Origin of the sequence: Streptomyces sedi (genome assembly GCF_006335015.1) — a bacterium.
GTDB classification, from domain to species: domain Bacteria; phylum Actinomycetota; class Actinomycetes; order Streptomycetales; family Streptomycetaceae; genus Streptomyces; species Streptomyces sedi.
The window spans coordinates 74,195-94,838 of the sequence record NZ_VDGT01000025.1; the positions used below are offsets into that span (position 1 = coordinate 74,195).

Annotated in this window: 18 protein-coding genes; 10 read left to right on the plus strand and 8 right to left on the minus strand. The window is 74.1% G+C overall.

Features of this window, described 5'->3' with window-relative positions; translation table 11 throughout:
* The first annotated feature begins 32 nt into the window (after positions 1–32).
* Positions 33–2,228, plus strand: coding sequence for a 1,4-alpha-glucan branching protein GlgB (gene glgB, locus FH715_RS25200; RefSeq protein WP_139649253.1), 2,196 nt, complete (start codon positions 33–35; stop codon positions 2,226–2,228).
* Here glgB and FH715_RS25205 read toward each other — a convergent pair.
* Positions 2,204–3,427, minus strand: coding sequence for an amidohydrolase (locus tag FH715_RS25205; protein ID WP_139649256.1), 1,224 nt, complete (start codon positions 3,425–3,427; stop codon positions 2,204–2,206). The genes glgB and FH715_RS25205 overlap by 25 nt on opposite strands.
* Positions 3,428–3,976: 549 nt before the next feature.
* Positions 3,977–4,618 carry a TetR family transcriptional regulator gene (locus FH715_RS25210; protein ID WP_139649258.1) on the minus strand — a complete coding sequence of 214 codons (642 nt, stop codon included), beginning with the start codon at positions 4,616–4,618 and terminating at the stop codon, positions 3,977–3,979.
* A gap of 150 nt (positions 4,619–4,768) precedes the next feature.
* On the opposite strand from FH715_RS25210, the gene FH715_RS25215 reads away from it, so the two are divergent.
* Both FH715_RS25215 and FH715_RS25220 read left to right on the plus strand, forming a co-directional pair.
* Positions 4,769–5,167: a hypothetical protein gene (locus FH715_RS25215; RefSeq protein WP_342782193.1), complete on the plus strand. Its 399-nt coding sequence runs from the start codon at positions 4,769–4,771 to the stop codon at positions 5,165–5,167.
* A gap of 37 nt (positions 5,168–5,204) precedes the next feature.
* The gene (locus tag FH715_RS25220; RefSeq protein ID WP_139649260.1) at positions 5,205–6,125 is read left to right on the plus strand and encodes a serine/threonine dehydratase; all 921 of its coding nucleotides are present in this window, start codon (positions 5,205–5,207) and stop codon (positions 6,123–6,125) included.
* 14 nt (positions 6,126–6,139) lie between these two features.
* Here FH715_RS25220 and FH715_RS25225 read toward each other — a convergent pair whose 3' ends face one another.
* From FH715_RS25225 to FH715_RS25235, 3 genes are all read right to left on the minus strand, one after another.
* A complete protein-coding gene (locus FH715_RS25225; protein WP_139649262.1) occupies positions 6,140–6,409 on the minus strand; it encodes a hypothetical protein in 270 nt (89 codons plus the stop codon).
* A gap of 134 nt (positions 6,410–6,543) precedes the next feature.
* Positions 6,544–7,155, minus strand: coding sequence for an Rv1733c family protein (locus FH715_RS25230; RefSeq protein WP_139649265.1), 612 nt, complete (start codon positions 7,153–7,155; stop codon positions 6,544–6,546).
* A gap of 167 nt (positions 7,156–7,322) precedes the next feature.
* On the minus strand, positions 7,323–7,646 hold the full coding sequence (locus FH715_RS25235) for a TraR/DksA family transcriptional regulator (protein ID WP_139649267.1): 324 nt from the start codon (positions 7,644–7,646) through the stop codon (positions 7,323–7,325).
* Between the two features lie 293 nt (positions 7,647–7,939).
* On the opposite strand from FH715_RS25235, the gene FH715_RS25240 reads away from it, so the two are divergent.
* Genes FH715_RS25240 through secD form a run of 4 tightly spaced genes read left to right on the plus strand, consistent with a single transcriptional unit; the run spans position 7,940 to position 12,390 of the window.
* On the plus strand, positions 7,940–8,899 hold the full coding sequence (locus FH715_RS25240; RefSeq protein ID WP_139649269.1) for a sensor histidine kinase: 960 nt from the start codon (positions 7,940–7,942) through the stop codon (positions 8,897–8,899).
* Positions 8,900–8,916: 17 nt separating this feature from the next.
* Positions 8,917–9,561, plus strand: a complete 645-nt coding sequence (locus FH715_RS25245) for a response regulator (protein ID WP_139649322.1) — start codon at positions 8,917–8,919, stop codon at positions 9,559–9,561.
* Positions 9,562–9,618: 57 nt separating this feature from the next.
* A complete protein-coding gene (locus tag FH715_RS25250; RefSeq protein WP_139649271.1) occupies positions 9,619–10,005 on the plus strand; it encodes a hypothetical protein in 387 nt (128 codons plus the stop codon).
* A 54-nt stretch (positions 10,006–10,059) separates the two neighbouring features.
* Positions 10,060–12,390 carry a protein translocase subunit SecD gene (gene secD, locus FH715_RS25255; protein ID WP_139649273.1) on the plus strand — a complete coding sequence of 777 codons (2,331 nt, stop codon included), beginning with the start codon at positions 10,060–10,062 and terminating at the stop codon, positions 12,388–12,390.
* An 80-nt stretch (positions 12,391–12,470) separates the two neighbouring features.
* On the opposite strand, the gene FH715_RS25260 is transcribed toward secD, so the two are convergent.
* The gene (locus FH715_RS25260) at positions 12,471–13,496 is read right to left on the minus strand and encodes an ATP-dependent 6-phosphofructokinase (RefSeq protein ID WP_139649275.1); all 1,026 of its coding nucleotides are present in this window, start codon (positions 13,494–13,496) and stop codon (positions 12,471–12,473) included.
* A gap of 208 nt (positions 13,497–13,704) precedes the next feature.
* On the opposite strand from FH715_RS25260, the gene pta reads away from it, so the two are divergent.
* The 3 genes from pta to pyk all read left to right on the plus strand — a co-directional run bounded on the left by pta (position 13,705) and on the right by pyk (position 18,537).
* The gene (gene pta, locus FH715_RS25265) at positions 13,705–15,846 is read left to right on the plus strand and encodes a phosphate acetyltransferase (protein WP_139649277.1); all 2,142 of its coding nucleotides are present in this window, start codon (positions 13,705–13,707) and stop codon (positions 15,844–15,846) included.
* Positions 15,843–17,045, plus strand: a complete 1,203-nt coding sequence (locus tag FH715_RS25270; protein ID WP_139649279.1) for an acetate kinase — start codon at positions 15,843–15,845, stop codon at positions 17,043–17,045. The genes pta and FH715_RS25270 overlap by 4 nt, the downstream gene beginning before the upstream one ends.
* A 61-nt stretch (positions 17,046–17,106) precedes the next feature.
* Positions 17,107–18,537, plus strand: a complete 1,431-nt coding sequence (pyk, locus tag FH715_RS25275; protein ID WP_139649281.1) for a pyruvate kinase — start codon at positions 17,107–17,109, stop codon at positions 18,535–18,537.
* A gap of 113 nt (positions 18,538–18,650) precedes the next feature.
* On the opposite strand, the gene FH715_RS25280 is transcribed toward pyk, so the two are convergent.
* Both FH715_RS25280 and FH715_RS25285 read right to left on the minus strand, forming a co-directional pair.
* A complete protein-coding gene (locus tag FH715_RS25280; RefSeq protein WP_139649283.1) occupies positions 18,651–20,021 on the minus strand; it encodes a hypothetical protein in 1,371 nt (456 codons plus the stop codon).
* Entirely contained in the window at positions 20,011–20,562 is a 552-nt protein-coding gene (locus tag FH715_RS25285) for a DUF6114 domain-containing protein (protein ID WP_246108970.1), read from the minus strand. The genes FH715_RS25280 and FH715_RS25285 overlap by 11 nt, the downstream gene beginning before the upstream one ends.
* Between the last annotated feature and the right edge of the window lie 82 nt (positions 20,563–20,644).

Genomic DNA, 20,644 nt, shown 5'->3' on the forward strand with positions numbered 1-20,644 from the left:
ACCCCCGCCGTTTCCCCAAGGAGACCCGCACCGTGAAGCTTTCCGCACGAGACCGCGCGCTGTTGCTCGAAGGGGCGCACTACGACCCGCACGCGCTGCTGGGGGCGCATCCGGTCGCCGAGGGGACGCTCGTTCGCGCGCTGCGCCCGCTCGCACGCCGGGTCTCGGTGCGCGTCGGCGGCGCGGACACCGCGTTGGAGGCACTGGGGGACGGCTTCTTCGCCGGCGTGCTGCCCGGCCCGCCGCCCGAGGAGTACCGGCTGGTGGTGGCCTACCCGGACGGCTCCGGGTCGGTGGACCACGACGCCTACCGCTTTCTGCCGGCCCTCGGCGAGCTGGACCTCCACCTGATCGCCGAGGGCCGGCACGAACGGCTGTGGGAGGCGCTCGGCGCGTGCCCGATGGTCCACCAGGGGGTGGCCGGCACCCGTTTCACGGTCTGGGCGCCGAACGCGCGCGGTGTACGGGTGGTCGGCGACTTCACCCACTGGGAACGGACGGCGCTGCCGATGCGCTCGCTCGGCGCGAGCGGCGTGTGGGAGCTGTTCGTCCCCGGCGTGGACGCCGGCGCGCTCTACAAGTACGACGTCCTGGGCGCCGACGGCGCGCACTCCCTGCGCGCGGACCCCCTCGCGCGCCGCACCGAGTGCCCCCCGGCCAACGCCTCCGTCGTGCACCGCGGCGAGTACGTCTGGGGCGACGACGCCTGGCTGGCCTCCCGCGCGCGGCGCCGGCCGCACGCCGCCCCGATGTCGGTCTACGAGCTGCACCCCGCCTCCTGGCGCCCCGGGCTCGGCTACCGCGAGCTGGCCGAGGAACTCCCCGCCTACGTGAGCGACCTGGGCTTCACCCACGTCGAGCTGATGCCGCCCGCCGAGCACCCGTTCGGCGGCTCCTGGGGCTACCAGGTGACCGGCTACTACGCGCCGACGGCCAGGCTCGGCACCCCGGACGACTTCAAGCACCTGGTGGACGCGCTCCACCGGGCCGGGATCGGGGTGCTGATCGACTGGGTGCCGGCGCACTTCCCGAAGGACGAGTGGGCGCTGGCCCGCTTCGACGGCACCCCCTGCTACGAGCACCCCGACCCGCGCCGCGCCGAGCACCCGGACTGGGGCACGTTGGAGTTCGACTACGGCCGCCGCGAGGTGCGCAACTTCCTGGTGGCCAACGCCGTCTACTGGTGCGAGGAGTACCACGTGGACGGGCTGCGGGTGGACGCCGTCGCCTCCATGCTCTACCTGGACTACTCGCGCGAGGACGGCGAGTGGCTGCCCAACGCGCACGGCGGCCGGGAGAACCTGGACGCCGTCGCCTTCCTCCAGGAGATGAACGCCACGGTCTACCGCCGCTGCCCCGGCGTCTTCACCGTCGCCGAGGAGTCCACCGCCTGGGACGGCGTCACCCGCTCCACCGACCACGGCGGCCTGGGCTTCGGCTTCAAGTGGAACATGGGCTGGATGCACGACTCGCTGAAGTACCTGGCGGAGGACCCCGTGCACCGGGCGTGGCACCACCACCGGATGACGTTCGCCATGCACTACGCCTACTCCGAGAACTACGTGCTGCCCTTCTCCCACGACGAGGTGGTCCACGGCAAGGGCGCACTGGTCAACAAGATGCCGGGCGACTGGTGGCGCCGCCGGGCCGACCTGCGGGCGGCGCTGGGGTTCATGTGGTCCCACCCGGGCAAGCAACTGCTGTTCATGGGGCAGGAGTTCGCCCAGGGCGCCGAGTGGTCGGAGACCGAGGGCCCGCAGTGGTGGGTGCTGGCCGACGACTACGTGGCCACCGGCGACCACCGGGGGGTGCGCGACCTGGTGCGCGAGCTGAACGCGCGCTACCGCGCGACCCCCGCGCTCTGGGAGCGCGACACCGACCCCGGCGGTTTCGCCTGGGTCGCGGCCGACGCCGCCGCCGACAACGTGCTGGCGTTCCTCCGCTTCGCCGCCGACGGCTCCCCGCTGCTGGCCGTCAGCAACTTCTCCGCCGTGGTCCGCCCCGACTACCGGCTCGGGGTGCCGGGGGCGGCCGACGCCTGGCGCGAGGTGCTGAACACCGACGCGCTCCGCTACGGCGGCGGCGGGGTCACCAACCCCGAGCCGCTGAAGGCCGAGACGGCCCCGAGCCACGGCCAGCCGGCCAGCGTCACCCCGACGCTGCCGCCGCTGGCCACCGTCTGGTTCGCCCCGGCCCCCGACCCCTACGAGCGGCCGTCCTCCCGGTAGAACGGGTCGACGACCTCGCCGACGCCGCGTGCGGTGTCGTAGGAGTAGACCTCGCGGCCCTCGACGAAGACCCGCAGCGCGCGGCTCATCACGTCCAGCGGGTCGCCGGACCAGATCACCACGTCGCCGTCGAGCCCCGGCCGCAGCGCGCCGACCCGGTCGTCGAGGCCGAGGATCGCGGCCGGGTTGGTGGTGATGGTCGCGAGCGCCCGGTCCCGGTCCAGGCCCTCCTTGACGCTCAACGTCACCTGGTGGACCAGGAAGTTGATCGGCACCACCGGGTGGTCGGTGGTGATCGCCACCCGCACGCCGGCGCGGTCCAGGATGCCCGGGTTGGCCAGGGTGCGGTGGCGCACCTCCACCTTGCTGCGCGAGGTGAAGAGCGGCCCGCTGATCACCGGGATCTCCCGGCGGGCGATCTCGTCGGCCAGCAGATGGCCCTCCGTGCCGTGGTTCAGCACCAGCCGGTACCCGAACTCGTCGGCCAGCCGGATCGCGGTGGCGATGTCGTCGGCGCGGTGGCTGTGCTGGCACCACGGCAGCTCGCCGTCCAGCACCCGCACCAGCACCTCAAGGGTGAGGTCGCGTTCGAACGGCTTCCCCTCCTCCTCGGCGCGCGCCCGGCGCGCCCGGTAGTCCTGCGCCTTGGTGAACTGGTCCCTGATCACCGCGGCGACGCCCTGCCGGGTGGAGGGCAGCTGCTTCTTCTCGCCGTAGACCCGCTTGGGGTTCTCGCCCAACGCGCTCTTCACACTGACCGGTTGGCGCACCAGCATCTCGTCGACGGTCCGGCCCCAGCACTTGACCGCGACGGTCTGGCCGCCGATGGGGTTGCCCGAGCCCGGCTTGATCACGGCGCTGGTGACCCCGCCAGCCAGGGCGTCGGCGAAGCCGAGGTCAGCCGGGTTGATGGCGTCCAACGCCCGCATCCGCGCGCCCACGGGGTCGGTCATCTCGTTGGTGTCCTGGCCGGCCCAGCCCTCGGCCTCCTCGTGGACCCCGATGTGCCCGTGGGCCTCCACGAACCCCGGCAGCACCCACCGCCCCGCCGCGTCCACGACCCGCACCCCGTCCGGCACCGCCACCTCGGCGTCGGGCCCGACGGCCGCGATCCTCCCGTCAACCACCAGCACCGTGCCCCGGGTGATGGGTTCGCCGTCCACGGGCACCACATAACCGGATCTGATCGCTATGTCCATGCCGCCCGAACCTATCGCCTTGCCGGCGGTTCCGGGAGCGACGGCCTTGCCGGCGCTTCGGGGAGCGACCACCGTCCGCGACTGATCGGTGCTCTGTCGCCCTCACCACGGCGGCCGGCCCCCTCGGGGGCGCGGGGAACTGCGCGAATGTTGGGTGGCGGGGCGCGGTCGACTACTCACGTGCGTGGCCTGGGCCGGTTGTCGACGTAACCCCGGCGGCCGGTTGCCCGCGCAGTTCCCCGCGCCCCTGTCACGCCGGTGGGCGGCTTGGGGGCGCGGGGAACTGCGCGAATGCTGGGTGGCGGGCCGCAGTCGACTACGGAGCTTCATGGGTGGGTGAGTTGTCGACGTGACCCCGGTGCGTGGTTGCCCGCGCAGTTCCCCGCGCCCCCCAACCCCCTCAGGGGCGCGGGGAACTGCGCGAATGCTGGGTGGCGAGGCGCGGTCGACTACTCACGTGCGTGGCCCGGGCCGGTTGTCGACGTAACCCCGGCGGCCGGTTGCCCGCGCAGTTCCCCGCGCCCCCACCCCCGCCGCGTCCCTCGTTCCTCACGGGGCCCGCCGGCCCGAGGCTTCGCGGCCAAGGTGGATCAGGCGCAGGCGGAGCCTGGTCGCGGCGGCGACCTCCGCGGTGGTGGGGCCCTCGTCGAGCATCGCGGAGAGGAAGGCCGAGACGGCCAGCACCATCTGGTCGACCAGCAGCCCGGCGAGCATCTCCAGTTCGGGCTCGCTCCAGCCGCCGGACTCCTCGTCCAGGGCGAGGACGGCGGCCACCTCCCGCACGAAGCGGTCGAGTTGGGCGGCGATGGCCAGGCGCACGGCGCGGACGCCCCCGTGCCGTTCGCGCACCAGGAAACGCAGGTGCGCGGGGTGGGCGCGGACGTGGCGTTCGATCAACGCGACGGTGTGGTCGATGCGGTCCTCGGCGTCGTCGTGCTCGACGAGGGTGGCGCGGACGAGGGTGTGGAGGTTGCCCAGGGCCTGGTCGACGAGGGCGACGCCGAGGTCCTCGATGTCGCGGAAGTGCCGGTAGAAGGCCGTGGGCGTGACGCCGACGGCGCGGGTGACCTCGCGCAGGCCGAGGCTGGAGAGGCTCTGCTCCTCCAGCAGCCCGAGCGCGGCGTCGAGCATCGCCTGGCGCGTCTTCAACTTCTGGGCCTCGCGGGCCCCGATCACTGTGGTGCGGCTCATCGGATTCAGTAAACAACTGTTTCCTCGAACGCACCAGGACCGCTACACTCGAACTCGGTGCACAACTGTTTCTACAACCGTTCACCGAAACCGTTCCACCACAAACCGTTCCACCGAAAACTGTCTCACCGCATCCGAAGGTGGCCGATCGTGCTGTTCCTCGTCCTCGCGCTCGCCGGTCTCTCCGTCCTGACGGGCGCCGCCGCCCATCTGCCGGTGGATCTCACACTGGTCGCGGGGTTCGGCATCGCGACCTGGCTGGCGCTCTTCGCCGTCAGGGAACGGCTCGCCGCCCGTGGGGATTCGACGAGGCGGCGGACCGTGGACGACACCGCCGTGGCCGCGTTCGTCGCCGGGCTGACCGGGCTGCTGGTCGGCAACCTGCTGCTCGGGCCGCTGGCCCTCGCGTTCTCCGCCGCGGCGCTGCTGCGCGGCACGCGCCGCCGGGGCCGCGCGCTGCTGGGCGCGGCGTTGGGCGTCGCTGACCTGGCGGTGCTGGCCACGCTGGTCTCGCTCAACGGCACCCTCTTCTGGTCGGCCGCGGGCTGAGCCGCCGGCCGTGACCGGCCCTGGCTAGGGTGACGGCATGAGCGCGAGTGGGCTGGGGTACGCGGACGTGCGGGCGGCGAGCGAGCGGATCGCGGGGGTCACGCGACCCGTCGCGCTGGCTCACGGGGGTGAACGGACCTGGTTCGCCCTGGAGTTCCTCCAGCACACCGGGTCGTTCAAGGCGCGCGGGGCGCTCAACTTCCTCAGTGAACGGCGCGCCGCGGGACGGCTGCCGGCCGCCGGCGTGGCGATCGCCTCCGGCGGCAACGCGGGACTCGCCGCCGCCTGGGCGGCGGCGCGCGAGGGGGTGCCGGCGACGGTGTTCACGCCCACCACCGCGCCCGCCGTCAAGGTCGCGCGGCTGCGCGCGCTCGGCGCCGAGGTGCGGCAGGTCGGCACGGAGTACGCCGAGGCCGCTGAGGCGTGCGCGGAGTTCGTCGCCGAGAGCGGCGCGCTCGCCTCCCACGCCTACGACCAGCCGCTGGTCGCCGCCGGCGCCGGGACGCTGGTCGAGGAGATCGTCGCGGCCCGCCCCTCGGTGACCACCGTGGTCGTCGCGGTGGGCGGAGGCGGGCTGCTGGCCGGCGTCGCGGCGGCGGCGGCCGAACACGGGCTGGACGTGGTGGGCGTGGAGCCCGCGCACTGCCGGGCGTGGCACGCGGCGCTGGAGGCCGGGCGGGTGGTGGACGTGCCCGTGGCCTCGGTCGCGGCCGACTCGCTGGGCGCGCGCCGGGTCTCGGCCGACGCCCTGTGGTGGGGCCGGCAGCCCCATGTGCGGGCGGAGTTGGTGGAGGACGAGGCGATCGTCGCCGCCCGGCTCCGGCTCTGGCGCGAGCACCGGATCGCGGTGGAGCACGCGGCGGCGACGGCGCTGGCCGGAGCGCCGGAGGGGACGGCGGGCGAGGTCTGCGTCGTGCTCTGCGGCGCCAACACGGACCCGTCCGACCTCGCGGGCTGAGGCGCCGGGACCGCTCAGTCCTCGTCCTCGTCGTCCTCCGGGTCCAGCTCGAAGACGAAGTAGAGGCTCAGCGTGTGGGGCTCGTCCTCGCCGAGCATGTTGTCCCAGGAGACGTCCGTCACCCGGACGTCGTGCTCCGCCACCCAGCGGCTTGCCCTGGCGAACGCCTCGGAGGCGGTGACGCCCATGAAGAGCTTGCAGGCGACGGGGTAGACCTGGGTGTCCTCGTCCGAGTCGTCGAACCCGGCGGGGAGTTCGATGCAGAGGTCGGGATCGATGGCCATGCGGCTGCCTTTCCGGTCACGGGACGGTCGGGCCTGTCACGACGGGGCGCGCCCGGGACCTGGACACCGGGAAAGACGGGAAGGCGCGCTCCGGGGTTGCCCGCGCCCGCGCGCACGGGGGCGCACGTGCGGGCTCACGGCGGCGCGGTCCAGCGCGCCGAGGCGCGCCGCCACGCCTCGTCCCAGGCGGCGGCGCGACGGCGGTCCAGGAGGCAGGCGGTCGCCGCGTAGGCGCCCCTGCCGGTGACGGCGACCGCGCCGCCGCCGGCCGCGCCCCAACCCACCGCGCGGTAACGGATGGCGTCCTCGGTCATCGGCGGCTCCGCGACGTGCCCCTCGCCGTTCACCCAGATCCGGGTGCGGGCCCCGGCGGCCAGTCCGGGCGGCACCTCGGCGGTGCCGGTGCGGACGGTGCCGTCCGGCGCGGTGTATCTGACCTCGGCCGGGTAGCGCGTCTCCCGCGCCTCCGCCGAGCCCGGCTCCGGATGGCGCGGCGCGTCGGCCACCAGCGCCGCTTCGAGATGGCGTCCCTCCCCCGCCTCCCGCCGCGCGGCGGCGGTCAGCGCTTCGTGGACGGAGAAGCCGACCGTCCAGGCCACCAGCGGGGCGGCGACGGCGACCGTCGACGCCAACAGCAGTCCCACCCATGCCTGGACGAGGTCCGCACGGCGGCGGAGCGGGTTGCGCCGCCACCGCCACCAGCGGTCGGCGGGCGGGGGTTGGGCGCGCGGGATCGGTTCTGACATGGTTCCGTCCCTTCGGGCGGGGGGCGCGGGGCGTGGGGAACGGGGTCCGTTCCCCACGCCCCTCCGGGAGGGGGCCCGGAGGGCGGGCGGCCCGGCGGAAAGGGTCCCCAAAAAGAAAAAGACCCCGGCGGCGGCCGGAGCTGACGGTGTCGGTGGGTGTCCGAGGGTCAGCCCGCGCGCTCCCGGCACGGGACGCACAACCGGGCGTGCGGCAGGATCTCCAGGCGTCCCGCCGGGATCGGCGCGGCGCACCCCTGGCAGTCGCCGTAGGTGCCGGCGTCGAGCCGGGCGAGCGCGGCGTCGATGTCCTCCAACGCGGAACGCACGGCGCCCCGTTGCGTCACCGTCAGCGCGTCGTTGGCCGCGCCGTTCGCGGACTCGTCCAGAGCCCGCGACTGCTCCAACCGGGTCGCGCGCTCGTGGGCGAGCCGCTCCCTCACCTGCCGTTCGTCCAACCGTTCGGCCGGGGGCCTGGACGTCTCCGGTGCCATAGCGAACTTGGTCCCTTCGCCACACAATCGTATGGAGGAGCGGTCCGGCGCACCGGTCCACTCCTCCCTGAAATTCCCAGTGTCACCCGCCCCCGCGGGGTCCGCCATGGGGCGCGGACCCCATCTCGGGTGGGTAGCGTGGTGTAGAAGGGGCGCGGCCGGAGGGCCGCCCCTCCGCGTGAATGAGGCCCGGTCGCCATCGACCCGCCGCGACGCACGAGGCAGGCTTGGCCGGGGACGACGCCGTGTCGTTCCCGGCACACGCGAGGGCGGAACGAGGAGGCGCGGGTCCGGTGTCGCTCTTCTGGCGGATCTTCGCCCTGAACGCGGTGGTGCTGGGCGCCGCCACGGCGCTGCTGCTGTGGGCGCCGGTGACCGTCTCGGTGCCGATCCTGCTGCCCGAGGCGGCCATCCTGCTCGGCGGCCTCGCGGTGATGCTGATCGCCAACGCGGCGCTGCTGCGGATCGGGCTGGCCCCGTTGGAACGGCTGTCGCGGCTGATGTCCACCGTCGACCTGCTCCGGCCGGGGCAGCGGCTGCCGCCCCCGGCGCGCGGCGGCATCGCCGAGCCGGTGCACGCGTTCAACTCCATGCTGGACCGGCTGGAGGCCGAGCGCGCCCTGTCCAACGCCCGCGCGCTCTCCGCGCGGGAGACCGAACGCCGCCGGGTCTCCGCCGAGTTGCACGACGAGGTGGGGCAGAGCCTGACCGCGGTGCTGCTCGGCGTCAAGCGCGTCGCCGACCAGGCGCCCGAGCCGCTGCGCGGGGAGCTGCGGCTGGTGCAGGAGACCGTGCGCGACAGCCTGGACGAGGTGCGCCGCCTCGCCCGGCGGCTGCGGCCCGGGGTGCTGGAGGATCTCGGCCTGGTGGCGGCGCTGACGTCGCTGGCCACCGACGTCGCCACCCACACCGGGGTGAAGGTCGCGCGCGACCTGCGCGCCGGGCTGCCGCCGCTGGGCCCCGAGGCCGAGCTGGTGGTCTACCGGATCGCCCAGGAGGGGCTGACCAACGTCGCCCGCCACGCCGAGGCCACCCGCGTCGAACTCGCGCTTCTGAGCGAGGGGTCGGGAGTGGTGCTGCGGATCGACGACGACGGGCACGGCCTCGGCGACGCGCCCGAGGGCGCCGGGATCAGGGGGATGCGGGAGCGCGCGCTGCTGGTCGGCGCCGCCCTGGACATCGCCCCCGGGCCCGACGGCGGCACCCGCGTGCTGCTGACCGTGCCGACCACGCGAGAGGGCGACCGACCGTGACCGAGAACCGCGCCGCCATGACGCGCATCCTGCTCGCCGACGACCACGCCCTGGTGCGCCGCGGGGTGCGGCTGATCCTGGAGGGCGAGCCCGACTTCACGGTGGTCGCCGAGGCCGGCGACGGCGCCGAGGCCGTGCGGGCCGCAGCGACCCACGAGGCGGACCTCGCCATCCTCGACGTCGCCATGCCGCGCATGACCGGGCTCCAGGCGGCCCGCGAACTCGCCCGCACCCGGCCGGCGCTGCGCATCCTGATGCTGAGCATGTACGACAACGAGCAGTACTTCTTCCAGGCGCTGAAGGCCGGGGCCTGCGGCTATGTGCTCAAGTCGGTCGCCGACCGCGACCTGGTCGAGGCCTGCCGCGCGGTCCGGCGCGGCGAGCCGTTCCTCTACCCGGGGGCCGTGACCGCGCTGATCCGCAACTACCTGGACCGGGCGCGCGACGGCGAGGAGGTGCCGCAGAGCCTGCTGACGCCGCGCGAGGAGGAGGTGCTGAAGCTGATCGCCGAGGGCCACACCTCGCAGGAGATCGCCGACACCCTGGTGATCAGCGTCAAGACCGTGCACCGCCACCGGGCGAACCTGCTGCACAAGCTGGGGATGCGGGACCGCCTGGAGCTCACCCGTTACGCTATCCGCGCCGGCCTGATCGAGCCCTGACCCCGACGGGCCCGCGCCGTCGGACCGTTGCCGCCCCGGACGCCTGAGGAGGCCGCCATGCCCCCGTGGCACGTCGCGGCCCTCCGGCGGCCCCGCGCGCGGCGCTGGCTGGCGCCGCTGGTCCTACTGCTCGCCGTCGTCGGCCTCTTCGCCCAGCCGGGGACGGTCCACGCGGCGAGCGCGCCGCCCGCGGCGGCGGCCGAGGCGCCGGCCGACCGGGCCACGGGCTCGGCCGGCGCCGAGCGGCCGGAGGCCGTCGCGCCGCCGCGCGTGCAGCAGGCGGCGCAGGGCGAGGCGCAGCCGCAGCCGTGGGTGCCGCCCGCGCGCCCGGTGCCGCCGGTGGCGCACGCCACGGCCGCCGGGCCGGCGCGCGCCGGGCTCCCCGCCGCGCACCCGCCGTTCGCCGCGCCGCGCACCGGACGCGCTCCGCCCCAGGGCAGCTGACCCACCCCAGGTCCGTCCGCCCCCACGCGGCGCACGTTCGCCGTGCGCCGCGGTATGCCCGTTGGAGCCGTTCCCTTGTCCCGTGCCACCCGGGTGCGCTGCGCCCTGTCCCTGCTCGTGCTCGTCCTGTCGGCCGTCGTGGCCGTCGCCATCCCGCCGCGCCTCGGGCTCGACCTGCGCGGCGGCACACAGATCGTGCTGGAGACCCGCGACACCGAGGACGCGCGGGCCGACGCCACCGCCACCGACCGCACCCTTGAGGTGCTGCGCCAGCGCGTCGACGCGCTCGGCGTCGCCGAGCCGACCCTCACCCGCTCCGGCGAGAACCGGATCATCGTCGAACTCCCCGGCCTCCAGGACCCCGCGGAGGCCGCCGACGTCCTGGGCCGCACCGCCCAGCTGACCTTCCACCCGGTGCTCGGCGCCGCCGCGCCGGACGAGGAGGGGAACGAGGAGGGCGAACGGGTCCTGCCCGACGAGGACGGCCGACCGCTGCGGCTGGGGCCCGCCGAGCTGACCGGCGCCCAGGTCTCCGGCGCCGAGGCGCTGCTGGACACCCAGCGGGCGGCGGGCTGGTACGTCACCGTGGACTTCGACGGCCGGGGCGAGGCCGCCTGGGCGGCGGCGACCGGCCGCGCCGCGTGTGCCGCGCCCGGCGACCCGACGCGCCGCGTCGCCATCGTCCTGGACGACGAGGTGATCTCCTCCCCCTCCGTCGCCCCCTCGGTGACCTGCGGCACCGGCATCACCGGCGGCACGACGCAGATCAGCGGCGACTTCACCGCCGACGACGCGCGTGAGCTCGAACTGCTGGTCAACGGCGGTGCGTTGCCCGTGCCCGTGGAGACCGTCGAGCAGCGCACCGTCGGCCCGACCCTCGGGGAGCGCGCCATCGAGGCCAGCGCCTGGGCCGCGCTCATCGGCGCCGCGCTGACCTCGCTCTTCATCGTCGTGGTCTACCGGCTGCTCGGGCTGCTGGCCGCGTGCGCGCTGGCCTGCTACGCGTTGATCTCCTACGCGGCGCTGGTCGCCCTGGGCGCGACCCTGACGCTGCCGGGGCTCGCCGGGTTCGCGCTGGCCATCGGGATGGCGGTGGACGCCAACGTGCTGGTCTTCGAGCGCGCCCGGGAGGAGTACGGGGCGCGCCGCGCCACCACCGTGCGCACGGCGCTGGCCGCCGGCTTCCGCAGGGCGTTCAGCGCGATCGCCGACACCAACGTGACCACGCTGATCGCCGCCGCCCTGCTGTTCCTCCTGGCCTCGGGGCCGGTGCGCGGCTTCGGCGTGACGCTGGGGATCGGCGTGCTGGCGTCGATGTTCAGCGCGCTGGTCATCACCCGCGCGCTCGCCGGGCTCACCGTCGACCGGCCGGGCGGCGGCCGGCGGGCCGCCGGTTCCGGCGTGGCGGTGCCGGGCCGGGTGCGCACCTGGCTGGAGCGGCGCGGGCCGCGGCCGATGCGCCGGCACCGGCTGTGGCTGGCGCTCTCGGCCGTCGCCGTCGCGCTGGCCGCGTGCGGCATCGGGGTGCGCGGACTTGAGCTGGGCGTGGAGTTCACCGGCGGGCGGATGGTCGAGTACGCGACCGAGCGCCCGGTCGGCGCCGAGGAGGCGCGGGACGCGCTGGCGGACGCCGGCTTCCCCGGCGCGGTCGTCCAGACCACCGAGGAGGGCGAGGTCGCGGTGCGTGTCCAGGAGCTGTCGAACGAGGAGGAGGCGGAGGTCGGGCGGGTGCTCGACGGGCTCGGGGACGGCGCCGAGAAGGTCAGGGACGAGATGATCGGCCCCAGCATGGGCGCGGAGCTGCGCACCGCGGCGCTGCTGGCGCTCGGCGCCGCGCTCGCCGTCCAACTGGCCTATCTGGCCTTCCGGTTCCGCTGGACCTACGCCACGGCCGCGGTCGTCTCCCTGGCGCAGGACGCGGTCATCCTGGTCGGCGCGTTCGCCTGGCTCGGCAGGCCGGTGGACGGGGTCTTCCTCGCGGCGCTGCTGACCGTCATCGGCTACTCGGTCAACGACTCGGTCGTCGTCTTCGACCGGCTGCGGGAGCTGCGCGCCACCGGCGAAGGCGCGGGTGGGGGCGCGGGCCGCCGGCCGTTCGCCGAGGACGCCGACGCGGCGATCGTGCAGACCGTGCCGAGGACGGTCAACACCGGGATGGGGGCGCTCTTCATCCTGAGCGCGCTGGCGCTGCTGGGCGGCGGCACCCTGACCGACTTCGCCCTGGCGCTGCTGATCGGGCTCGTCGTCGGCACGGCGTCCTCGGTCTTCACCGCCACGCCGCTGGCCGTCGCGCTGCACGGGGGCGCGCGCGGACAGAAGCCGGACCGGGACCGCGAAGGGGACGGCGGCCGGGAGCCGGAAAGGGAACGCTCCGCGGCGCGTTGAACGCCGGTGCGCGGCCGGCCCCGACGTCGGGGACCGGCCGCACACCACGCCGCCCGGGCGTCAGGACGCCCGGGGAACGGTCAGAAGACCGCCTCGGTCTCGTCCATCCGGTTCTGCGGCACCCGCTTCAGCTCGGCGGTCGCGTCCGCCAGCGGGGTCATCACGATGTCCGTGCCGCGCAGCGAGGTCATCATGCCGAACTCGCCCCGGTGCGCGGCCTCCACGGCGTGCCAGCCGAAGCGGGTGGCCAGCACCCGGTCGTAGGCGGTGGGCGTGCCGCCGCGCTGGATGTGGCCGAGGATGACCGGCCTGGCCTCCTTGCCGAGCCGCTGCTCCAGCTCGGCGGCGAGCCGGGTGCCGATGCCGGTGAACCGCTCGTGGCCGTAGGGGTCGATCTCGCCGCGCTCGTACGGCATCGAGCCCTCGGCCGGCCGGGCGCCCTCGGCGACGCAGATCACCGCGAACTTCTTGCCGCGCTCGAAGCGGTCCTCGATCATCTTGCACATCGCGTCGACCTCGAACGGCCGCTCGGGCACGCAGATCCCGTGGGCGCCGCCGGCCATCCCGGCCTCCAGCGCGATCCAGCCGGCGTGCCGCCCCATCACCTCGACGACCATCACCCGCTGGTGCGACTCGGCGGTGGTCTTCAGCCGGTCGATCGCCTCGGTGGCCACGCCGACGGCCGTGTCGAAGCCGAACGTCCGGTCGGTGGCGGAGATGTCGTTGTCGATGGTCTTCGGGACCCCCACCACGGGGATACCGGCGTCCGCCAGCATCCGCGCCGCGGTCAGGGTGCCCTCGCCGCCTATCGGGATCAGCGCGTCCAGGCTGAGCTTGTGGCGGAACTGCTCCGCGTTGTCGCACGCCTCCCGCAGCCGGGAGCGCTCCAGCCGGCTGGAGCCCAGGATGGTGCCGCCCCTGGCCAGGATGCCGCTGACCTCGTTGATGTCGAGCGGACGGTAGCGGCCTTCGAGCAGCCCCTTGAACCCGTCCTCGAATCCGATCACCTGGTCCTGGCGATCGACCACGGCACGGTGCACAACCGACCGGATCACCGCGTTGAGACCAGGGCAGTCGCCGCCCGCAGTGAGTACTCCGATGCGCATTTTGGGACCGCTCTTTCCTCGTCGGCACTGTTGGGGATGAGGGTGGGATGAGGGTGGCCGGCCTCGCCTTCGGGGCCGTCCGGATTGTTTCACGAGAGGCTGGGTGACGACGAACGTCGCCGGCGACGGCCCGGGGAAGCCACCGCGCCCGCCGGGCGAGCGCCGGGTTACGGTCAGGCGGAGGAGCGGCGAGGAGAGGGAGGGGAACGTGCCAGGCAGCGTGTATGTGACCGGCATCGGCAGGGGCGACGGCCGCCAGCTGGTGGAGCTGGGCGTCATGGAGCTGTTGACCAGGACGGTCGACCGGGTCGGGCTCTTCAGGCCGCTCGCGCACGACGGCCGCTCCGACCAGGTGGTGGAGCTGCTGCGGGCCCGCTACCGGCTGAGCCAGCCGGCCGACGAGATACTCGGCCTCGACTACCAGCGGGCCGCCGCGCTGCTGGCCGAGCGGGGGATGGACGAGCTGGTCACCGAGCTGGTGCGGCGCTACCACCGGGTGGCCGACGCCTACGAGGTGGTCCTGGTGCTGGGCACCGACTACGCCGACACCCAGCTGCCGGCCGAACTGACGCTCAACGCCCGGCTGGCCAACGAGTTCGGCGCGCCCGTGCTGCCCGTCGTCGCCGGCGTCGACCAGGACGGCGAGGCGATCGCGGCCGAGGTGCGCAACGCGCACAACGCGTTCGCCGCCCTCGGCTGCGACGTGCTGGCGATGGTCGCCAACCGGGTGCCGGCCGCCGAGACGGAGGCGGCGCTGGAGGCGCTGGCCGGGCGGCTGCCGGTGCCGGTCTCCGTGCTGCCGGACGACCCGACGCTGGCCGCGCCGACGGTGGCGCAGGTCGCGAGGGCGCTGGGCGCGGAGACCGTGCTGGGCGACCACGCGGGGATGGCCAGGGACGTGCGGGACTTCGTCTTCGGCGGGGCGACGCTGCCGACGTTCCTCGCCGCGCTGACCGAGGGCGCCCTGGTGATCACCCCGGGGGACCGGGCGGATCTGCTGGTGGGGGCGTTGGCCGCGCACTCGGCCGGCTCGCCGCCGATCGCCGGGGTGCTGCTGACGCTGGGCGAGCGGCCGGACGAGGCGACGACGCGGCTGGCGGCGCGGCTGGCGCCGGGCACGCCGGTGCTGTCGGTGGCGGCGGGCTCGTTCGTCACCGCGACGGAACTGTCCGGGCTTGAGGGGCAGTTGACGGCGGCGACGCCGCGCAAGGCGGAGCTGGCGCTCGGCCTCTTCGAGACCCATGTGGACACCGCGGCGCTCGCCGAGCGGCTGGCGGTGGCGCGCGGGGACCGGGTGACGCCGATGATGTTCGAGCACGGCCTGATCGAGCGGGCCCGCACCGACCGGCGCCACGTGGTGCTGCCCGAGGGCACCGAGGAGCGGGTGCTGCGCGCCGCCGAGGTGCTGCTGCGGCGCGGGGTCTGCGACCTGACGCTGCTCGGCGAGGAGCCGGCGGTCCGCCGCCGGGCCGGCGAACTCGGCCTGAACCTGCGCCTGCTGGGCGCGGACGAGGCGGCCGACGGCGCCGGGCCGGTGGCCCGCGTGGTGGACCCGGTGACCTCGCCGCTGCGGGAACGGTTCGCCGAGGTCTACGCGCGGCTGCGGGCGCACAGGGGCGTCAGCGAGGAGCTGGCGTACGACGTGGTCTCGGACGTCTCCTACTTCGGCACGCTGATGGTCAACGAGGGCCTGGCCGACGGCATGGTCTCCGGCGCCGCGCACTCGACGGCGGCCACCATCAGGCCGGCGTTCGAGGTGATCCGCACCAAACCGGACGCGGCGATCGTCTCCTCCGTCTTCTTCATGTGCCTGGCCGACCGGGTGCTGGTCTACGGGGACTGCGCGGTCAACCCGGACCCCGACGCGGCCCAGCTGGCGGACATCGCGGTCCAGTCGGCGCGCACCGCCGCCGAGTTCGGGGTCGAGCCCCGGGTGGCGATGCTCTCCTACTCAACGGGCACCTCGGGCTCGGGCCCCGACGTGGACAAGGTGCGGGAGGCCACCGGGCTGGTGCGGGCGGCCAGGCCCGAGCTGCTGGTGGAGGGCCCGATCCAGTACGACGCGGCCGTCGAGCCCTCGGTGGCGGCGACCAAGCTGCCGGAGTCCGAGGTCGCCGGCCAGGCCACCGTGCTGGTCTTCCCCGACCTCAACACCGGCAACGCCACCTACAAGGCCGTGCAGCGCTCGGCCGGCGCCGTCGCCGTCGGCCCGGTGCTCCAGGGGTTGCGCAAGCCGGTCAACGACCTGTCGCGGGGCGCGCTGGTGCAGGACATCGTCAACACGGTGGCGATCACCGCCGTCCAGGCCCAGGAGGCCGCCGCCCGGACCCGAAAGGACTCTTCGGCGTGAACGCCACCCAGGTACTGGTGCTCAACTCCGGTTCCTCCTCGCTGAAGTACCAGCTGCTGGAGATGGCCGACGGCGGCCGGCTGGCCTCCGGGCTGGTGGAGCGGATCGGCGAGGAGGGGCCTGGACGGCTGGTCCACACCCCGGCCGGCGGGGAGCGCAGGGAGCGCGCGCTGCCGGTGCCCGACCACGCGGCGGCGCTGCGCGCGGCCGGCGAGGAGCTGGCGGCCGACGGCACCGGGCTCGACTCGCCCCGGCTGGCGGCGGTCGGCCACCGGGTGGTGCACGGCGGGCGGTCGTTCACCGAGCCGACGCTGGTGGACGACCGGGTGCTGGCGGAGATCGAACGGCTGGTGCCGTTGGCGCCGCTGCACAACCCGGCGAACCTGGCCGGCATCCGCACCGCCCGCGCCATCAACCCGGGGCTGCCGCAGGTCGCGGTCTTCGACACCGCGTTCCACACCACCATCCCCGACCACGCGGCGTGCTACGCGATCGACGCCGACGTGGCGGCCGAGCACCGGGTGCGCCGCTACGGCTTCCACGGCACCTCGCACGCGTTCGTCTCGCGGGGGACGGCCGCGCTGCTGGGCCGCCGGCCGGACGAGGTCAACGTCATCACGCTGCACCTGGGCAACGGCGCCTCGGCGGCGGCGGTGGCCGGCGGGCGGTGCGTGGACACCTCGATGGGGCTGACGCCGCTGGAGGGGCTGGTGATGGGCACCAGGTCCGGCGACGTGGACCCCGCGGTCGTCTTCCATCTGCACCGGGTGGCGGGGATGTCGGTCGGCGAGATCGACGAGCTGCTCAACTCCCGTTCCGGGCTGCGGGGGTTGTGCGGGGACAACGACATGCGCGAGGTGGTGCGGCGGATGGACGGGGGCGACGAGCGGGCGCGGCTGGCGTTCGACGTGTACGCGCACCGGCTGCGTTCCTACATCGGCGCCTACTTCGCGGTGCTGGGCCGGGTCGACGCGGTGACCTTCACGGCCGGGGTCGGGGAGAACGCCTCGCGGGTGCGAACGGCCGCCGTCGCCGGCCTTGACGCGCTGGGACCCGCCGTCGACGAACGGCTGAACACCGCCGCCGATCGCGGCCCCCGCCTGATCTCCCCGGAGTACGCTCGGGTCGCGGTCGCCGTGGTGCCGACGGACGAGGAACTGGAGATCGCCACCCAGGCGTTCGCCCTGGTCAACGACTGAACTCCGCTAGCCTGAGCCCGCACATTATTCCAACATGGAACAAAACGATAGGATCGCTTCCATGCGCCGCTCCAAGATCGTCTGCACCCTGGGTCCCGCCGTCGACTCCTTCGAGAACCTGAAGTCGCTGATCGATGCCGGCATGAACGTGGCTCGGTTCAACTTCAGCCACGGCAGCCACGAGGAGCACGAGGAGCGCTACCACCGGCTCCGCAAGGCGAGCGAGGAGACCGGGCGTCCGATCGGGGTGCTGGCCGACCTCCAGGGTCCGAAGATCCGTCTGGAGACCTTCGCCGGCGGACCGGTGGAGCTGACCCGGGGCGACGAGTTCACCATCACCACCGAGGACGTCCCCGGCGACCGCACGATCTGCGGCACCACCTACAAGGGGCTGCCCGGCGACGTCGCCAAGGGCGAGTCGATCCTGATCAACGACGGCAACGTCTCCCTCCAGGTGCTGGAGGTGGACGGCCCGCGGGTGCGCACCATCGTCATCGAGGGCGGCGTGATCTCCGACCACAAGGGCATCAACCTGCCCGGCGTGGCGGTCAACGTGCCGGCGCTCTCCGAGAAGGACGTCGAGGACCTGGAGTTCGCACTCCGGCTCGGCGCCGACCTGGTGGCGCTCTCCTTCGTCCGCAACGCCGACGACGTGCGGGACGTGCACCGGGTGATGGACCGGGTGGGCCGCCGGGTGCCGGTGATCGCCAAGGTCGAGAAGCCGCAGGCCGTGGAGAACATGGAGGAGGTCGTCCTCGCCTTCGACGGGGTGATGGTGGCCCGGGGCGACCTGGCCGTCGAGTACCCGCTGGAGCAGGTGCCGATGGTGCAGAAGCGGCTGATCGACCTCTGCCGCCGCAACGCCAAGCCGGTGATCGTGGCGACCCAGATGATGGAGTCGATGATCACCAACTCGCGCCCGACCCGCGCCGAGGCCTCCGACGTGGCCAACGCGATCCTGGACGGCGCCGACGCGGTGATGCTCTCGGCCGAGTCCTCGGTGGGGCGCTATCCGATCGAGACCGTCAAGACCATGTCGAAGATCGTGGTCGCCGCCGAACAGGAGCTGCTCTCCCGCGGCCTCCAGCCGCTGGTGCCGGGCAAGAAGCCGCGCACCCAGGGCGGTTCGGTGGCCAGGGCGGCGGCCGAGATGGCGGACTTCCTGGACGCGCGGGCGCTGATCGCGTTCACCAAGTCGGGAGACACCGCCCGCCGTCTCTCCCGCTACCGGGCGGTGCAGCCGATCCTGGCCTTCACCACCGAGGCGTCCACCCGCAACCAGCTGACGCTCAGCTGGGGCGTGGAGACCTTCGTGGTGCCGCTGGTCAACCACACGGACGAGATGGTCGAGCTGTGTGACGCCGAGCTGTCCCGGCTCAACCGCTACGAGACCGGCGACACCATGATCATCACGGCCGGCTCGCCCCCCGGCGTGCCCGGCACCACCAACATGGTCCGCGTCCACCACCTGGGCGGCCACGGCGGCGCCTGAGCCCCGGCGGCCGGTCGCCGCGCACACGACTTCCCCGCCGTCTTTCGAGGGTTCGAAAGACGGCGGGGAAGTCGTGTGCGGGGACGGGGAGTCGGGGCCTCCCCCGCCGCTCGTCAGGGAACGGTGGGGCCGTCGGCCGTGGTGTAGCTGTGCATCCCCTCCATGGAGAGGGTGCCGCCGAACTGCCCGGCCTGGGTGACGAAGACGTCGGTGAAGTGGGCGATCGGCAGGTCGAGCGGCGGCTGGTGCTCGGCGTCGAAGGTCACCGGGATCACGCCGAAGAGATTGCCCTCAAGACGCTCGGTGTACATCGTCACCGTGCCCTCCCTGAAGGTCGAGTTGGAGCCGGGCGCGGTCGCCACGTGGTAGCGGACGCCGTTCTGGGCGTCGACGATCTGGTGCAGGTCGCCGATGTCCAGCTTGTCGGCGGTGAACTTGAGTACCTGCTTGACCGTCCCGTTGGCCGTCGTCACGTTGACCACGCCGTGGTAGCTGAGCCCGCGCAGGGTCAGATAGGTGGCGTCCAGGTACCAGGGCTCGTCCGGCAGCGTCAGCGCGGTCTGCTCGTTCTCGCCCGGCACCTGCTCCTCGGTGGGGCAGGGGAACGGTTCGCCGGCACCGGGGATCGCGCCGGCCTCGGCCTCCCCTTCGGCGGCCTCCTCGTTCTCCTCGCTCTCCTCCTCGCGCGCGGCTGCCTCCTCTTCCTCCTCCCTGGCGGCGGCCTCCGCCCGTTCGCGCTCGGCCCGTTCGGCCTCCTCGCGTTCGGCGCGCTCGGCCTCCTCCGCCTCACGGCGGGCCGCTTCCTCCTCCTCGGCGGCGGCGCGCTCGGCCTCCTCGGCCTCCCGCTCCTCCGCCTCGCGGCGTTCGGCCTCCTCGGCCTCGGCCGCCTCGGCTTCCTCGGCCTCGCGCTGCGCCTCGGCCAGCTCCTCGCGCTCGCCGGGGGTCAGCAGGTCCCAGACGCCCTCGCCCAGGTCGGCGAGCCCCTGCCCCAGGCCCAGCGGGTCCCAGGGGTTGAACTCGTCCTCCTCCTCGCCCTCGTCGTCCTCGGGGGCCTCGCCGGCCGGCGGCGCCTCGTCGGCCGACTCGTCGGGGGCCTCGGGCGCCTCGGAGGTCCCGCCGGCCGGCGGCGCCTCGTCGGTCTCCTCCGAGCCCTCGGACTCCTCGCCCTCGTCGTCCCCGGCGTCCTCCGGGTCCCCGGCGTCCTCCGGGGCCTCGGTCTCGCTCTCCTCGGCGTTCCCTTCGGCGTTCTCCTCGGCGAGCGGCTCGTCGGGCATCTCGACGCAGGACTCGCCCGCGAACGGGTTCTCCGGCTGCGAGTCGGCCTTGGCCAGCGGGGAGGTGAACCCCATGCCCAGCAGCGCCGCCGAGGGCATCGCGGCCAGGGCTATCGCCTTGCCCACCGGCATGTGCAGCCGGCGGATCAGTGACCGCCGCGAGGCGATCCGGGCCGCCTCGCCCGCGGCGGATATGTCTTCAGTCGGCACGTTGGTTTCCCTTCCCCGTTCCCTCCCCGGACGCCGGCGCGGTGCTCCCGAAGGAGGCCAGCGCGCTGCCGGTGCCGGGCGTCGGAACCGGAGGCTCCCGGTCAGCGGTGTCGTCCGCCTCGTCCGCGTCCGAGGCGACGGGCTCGCCGGGCACCCAGGCGATGCTCATGCCACCGCCGACCATGCCGAAGACGAACCCCACGAGAAATCCGCCGAAGTTGGACACCACCAGTGAGACCAGCGACAGCAGGATGGCGGCGACACCGGCGAATATGCGCGCCTGCGGCTGGAACCATATGGTCAGCCCGAGCACCACCAGCAGGATGCCGATCACCAGCGAACCGGCGCCGGCCGTGGTGGCCATCCGGATGGTCAGCTGCCCCAACGTCAGGTTGGCGTAAGGAAGATAGGCGATGGGCAGCCCGGCGATGATCGTGAACAGCCCGGCCCAGAACGGCCGCCCCCACCGGAAGCGGCGGAAGGCCAGCCTCCCCCGGGTGACGAACGACTCGGTGGGCGCGGCATCGATGTTGGTGCTCACGGCACGTACTCCCCTTGGCGCGGTTCAGTGGCGGGACGCACGATACGGCGGTGGCCCCTGGGGCAGAGGCAGCACCTCCGCC

What these genes read in the sequence shown, in the direction of transcription:
- FH715_RS25205 (WP_139649256.1), bottom strand. Translation starts at nt 3,427, where the DNA reads ATGGACATAGCGATCAGATCCGGTTATGTGGTGCCCGTGGACGGCGAA.
- FH715_RS25210 (WP_139649258.1), bottom strand. Translation starts at nt 4,618, where the DNA reads ATGAGCCGCACCACAGTGATCGGGGCCCGCGAGGCCCAGAAGTTGAAG.
- FH715_RS25220 (WP_139649260.1), top strand. Translation starts at nt 5,205, where the DNA reads ATGAGCGCGAGTGGGCTGGGGTACGCGGACGTGCGGGCGGCGAGCGAG.
- FH715_RS25225 (WP_139649262.1), bottom strand. Translation starts at nt 6,409, where the DNA reads ATGGCCATCGATCCCGACCTCTGCATCGAACTCCCCGCCGGGTTCGAC.
- FH715_RS25230 (WP_139649265.1), bottom strand. Translation starts at nt 7,155, where the DNA reads ATGTCAGAACCGATCCCGCGCGCCCAACCCCCGCCCGCCGACCGCTGG.
- FH715_RS25235 (WP_139649267.1), bottom strand. Translation starts at nt 7,646, where the DNA reads ATGGCACCGGAGACGTCCAGGCCCCCGGCCGAACGGTTGGACGAACGG.
- FH715_RS25245 (WP_139649322.1), top strand. Translation starts at nt 8,917, where the DNA reads ATGACGCGCATCCTGCTCGCCGACGACCACGCCCTGGTGCGCCGCGGG.
- FH715_RS25250 (WP_139649271.1), top strand. Translation starts at nt 9,619, where the DNA reads ATGCCCCCGTGGCACGTCGCGGCCCTCCGGCGGCCCCGCGCGCGGCGC.
- secD (WP_139649273.1), top strand. Translation starts at nt 10,060, where the DNA reads ATGCCCGTTGGAGCCGTTCCCTTGTCCCGTGCCACCCGGGTGCGCTGC.
- FH715_RS25260 (WP_139649275.1), bottom strand. Translation starts at nt 13,496, where the DNA reads ATGCGCATCGGAGTACTCACTGCGGGCGGCGACTGCCCTGGTCTCAAC.
- pyk (WP_139649281.1), top strand. Translation starts at nt 17,107, where the DNA reads ATGCGCCGCTCCAAGATCGTCTGCACCCTGGGTCCCGCCGTCGACTCC.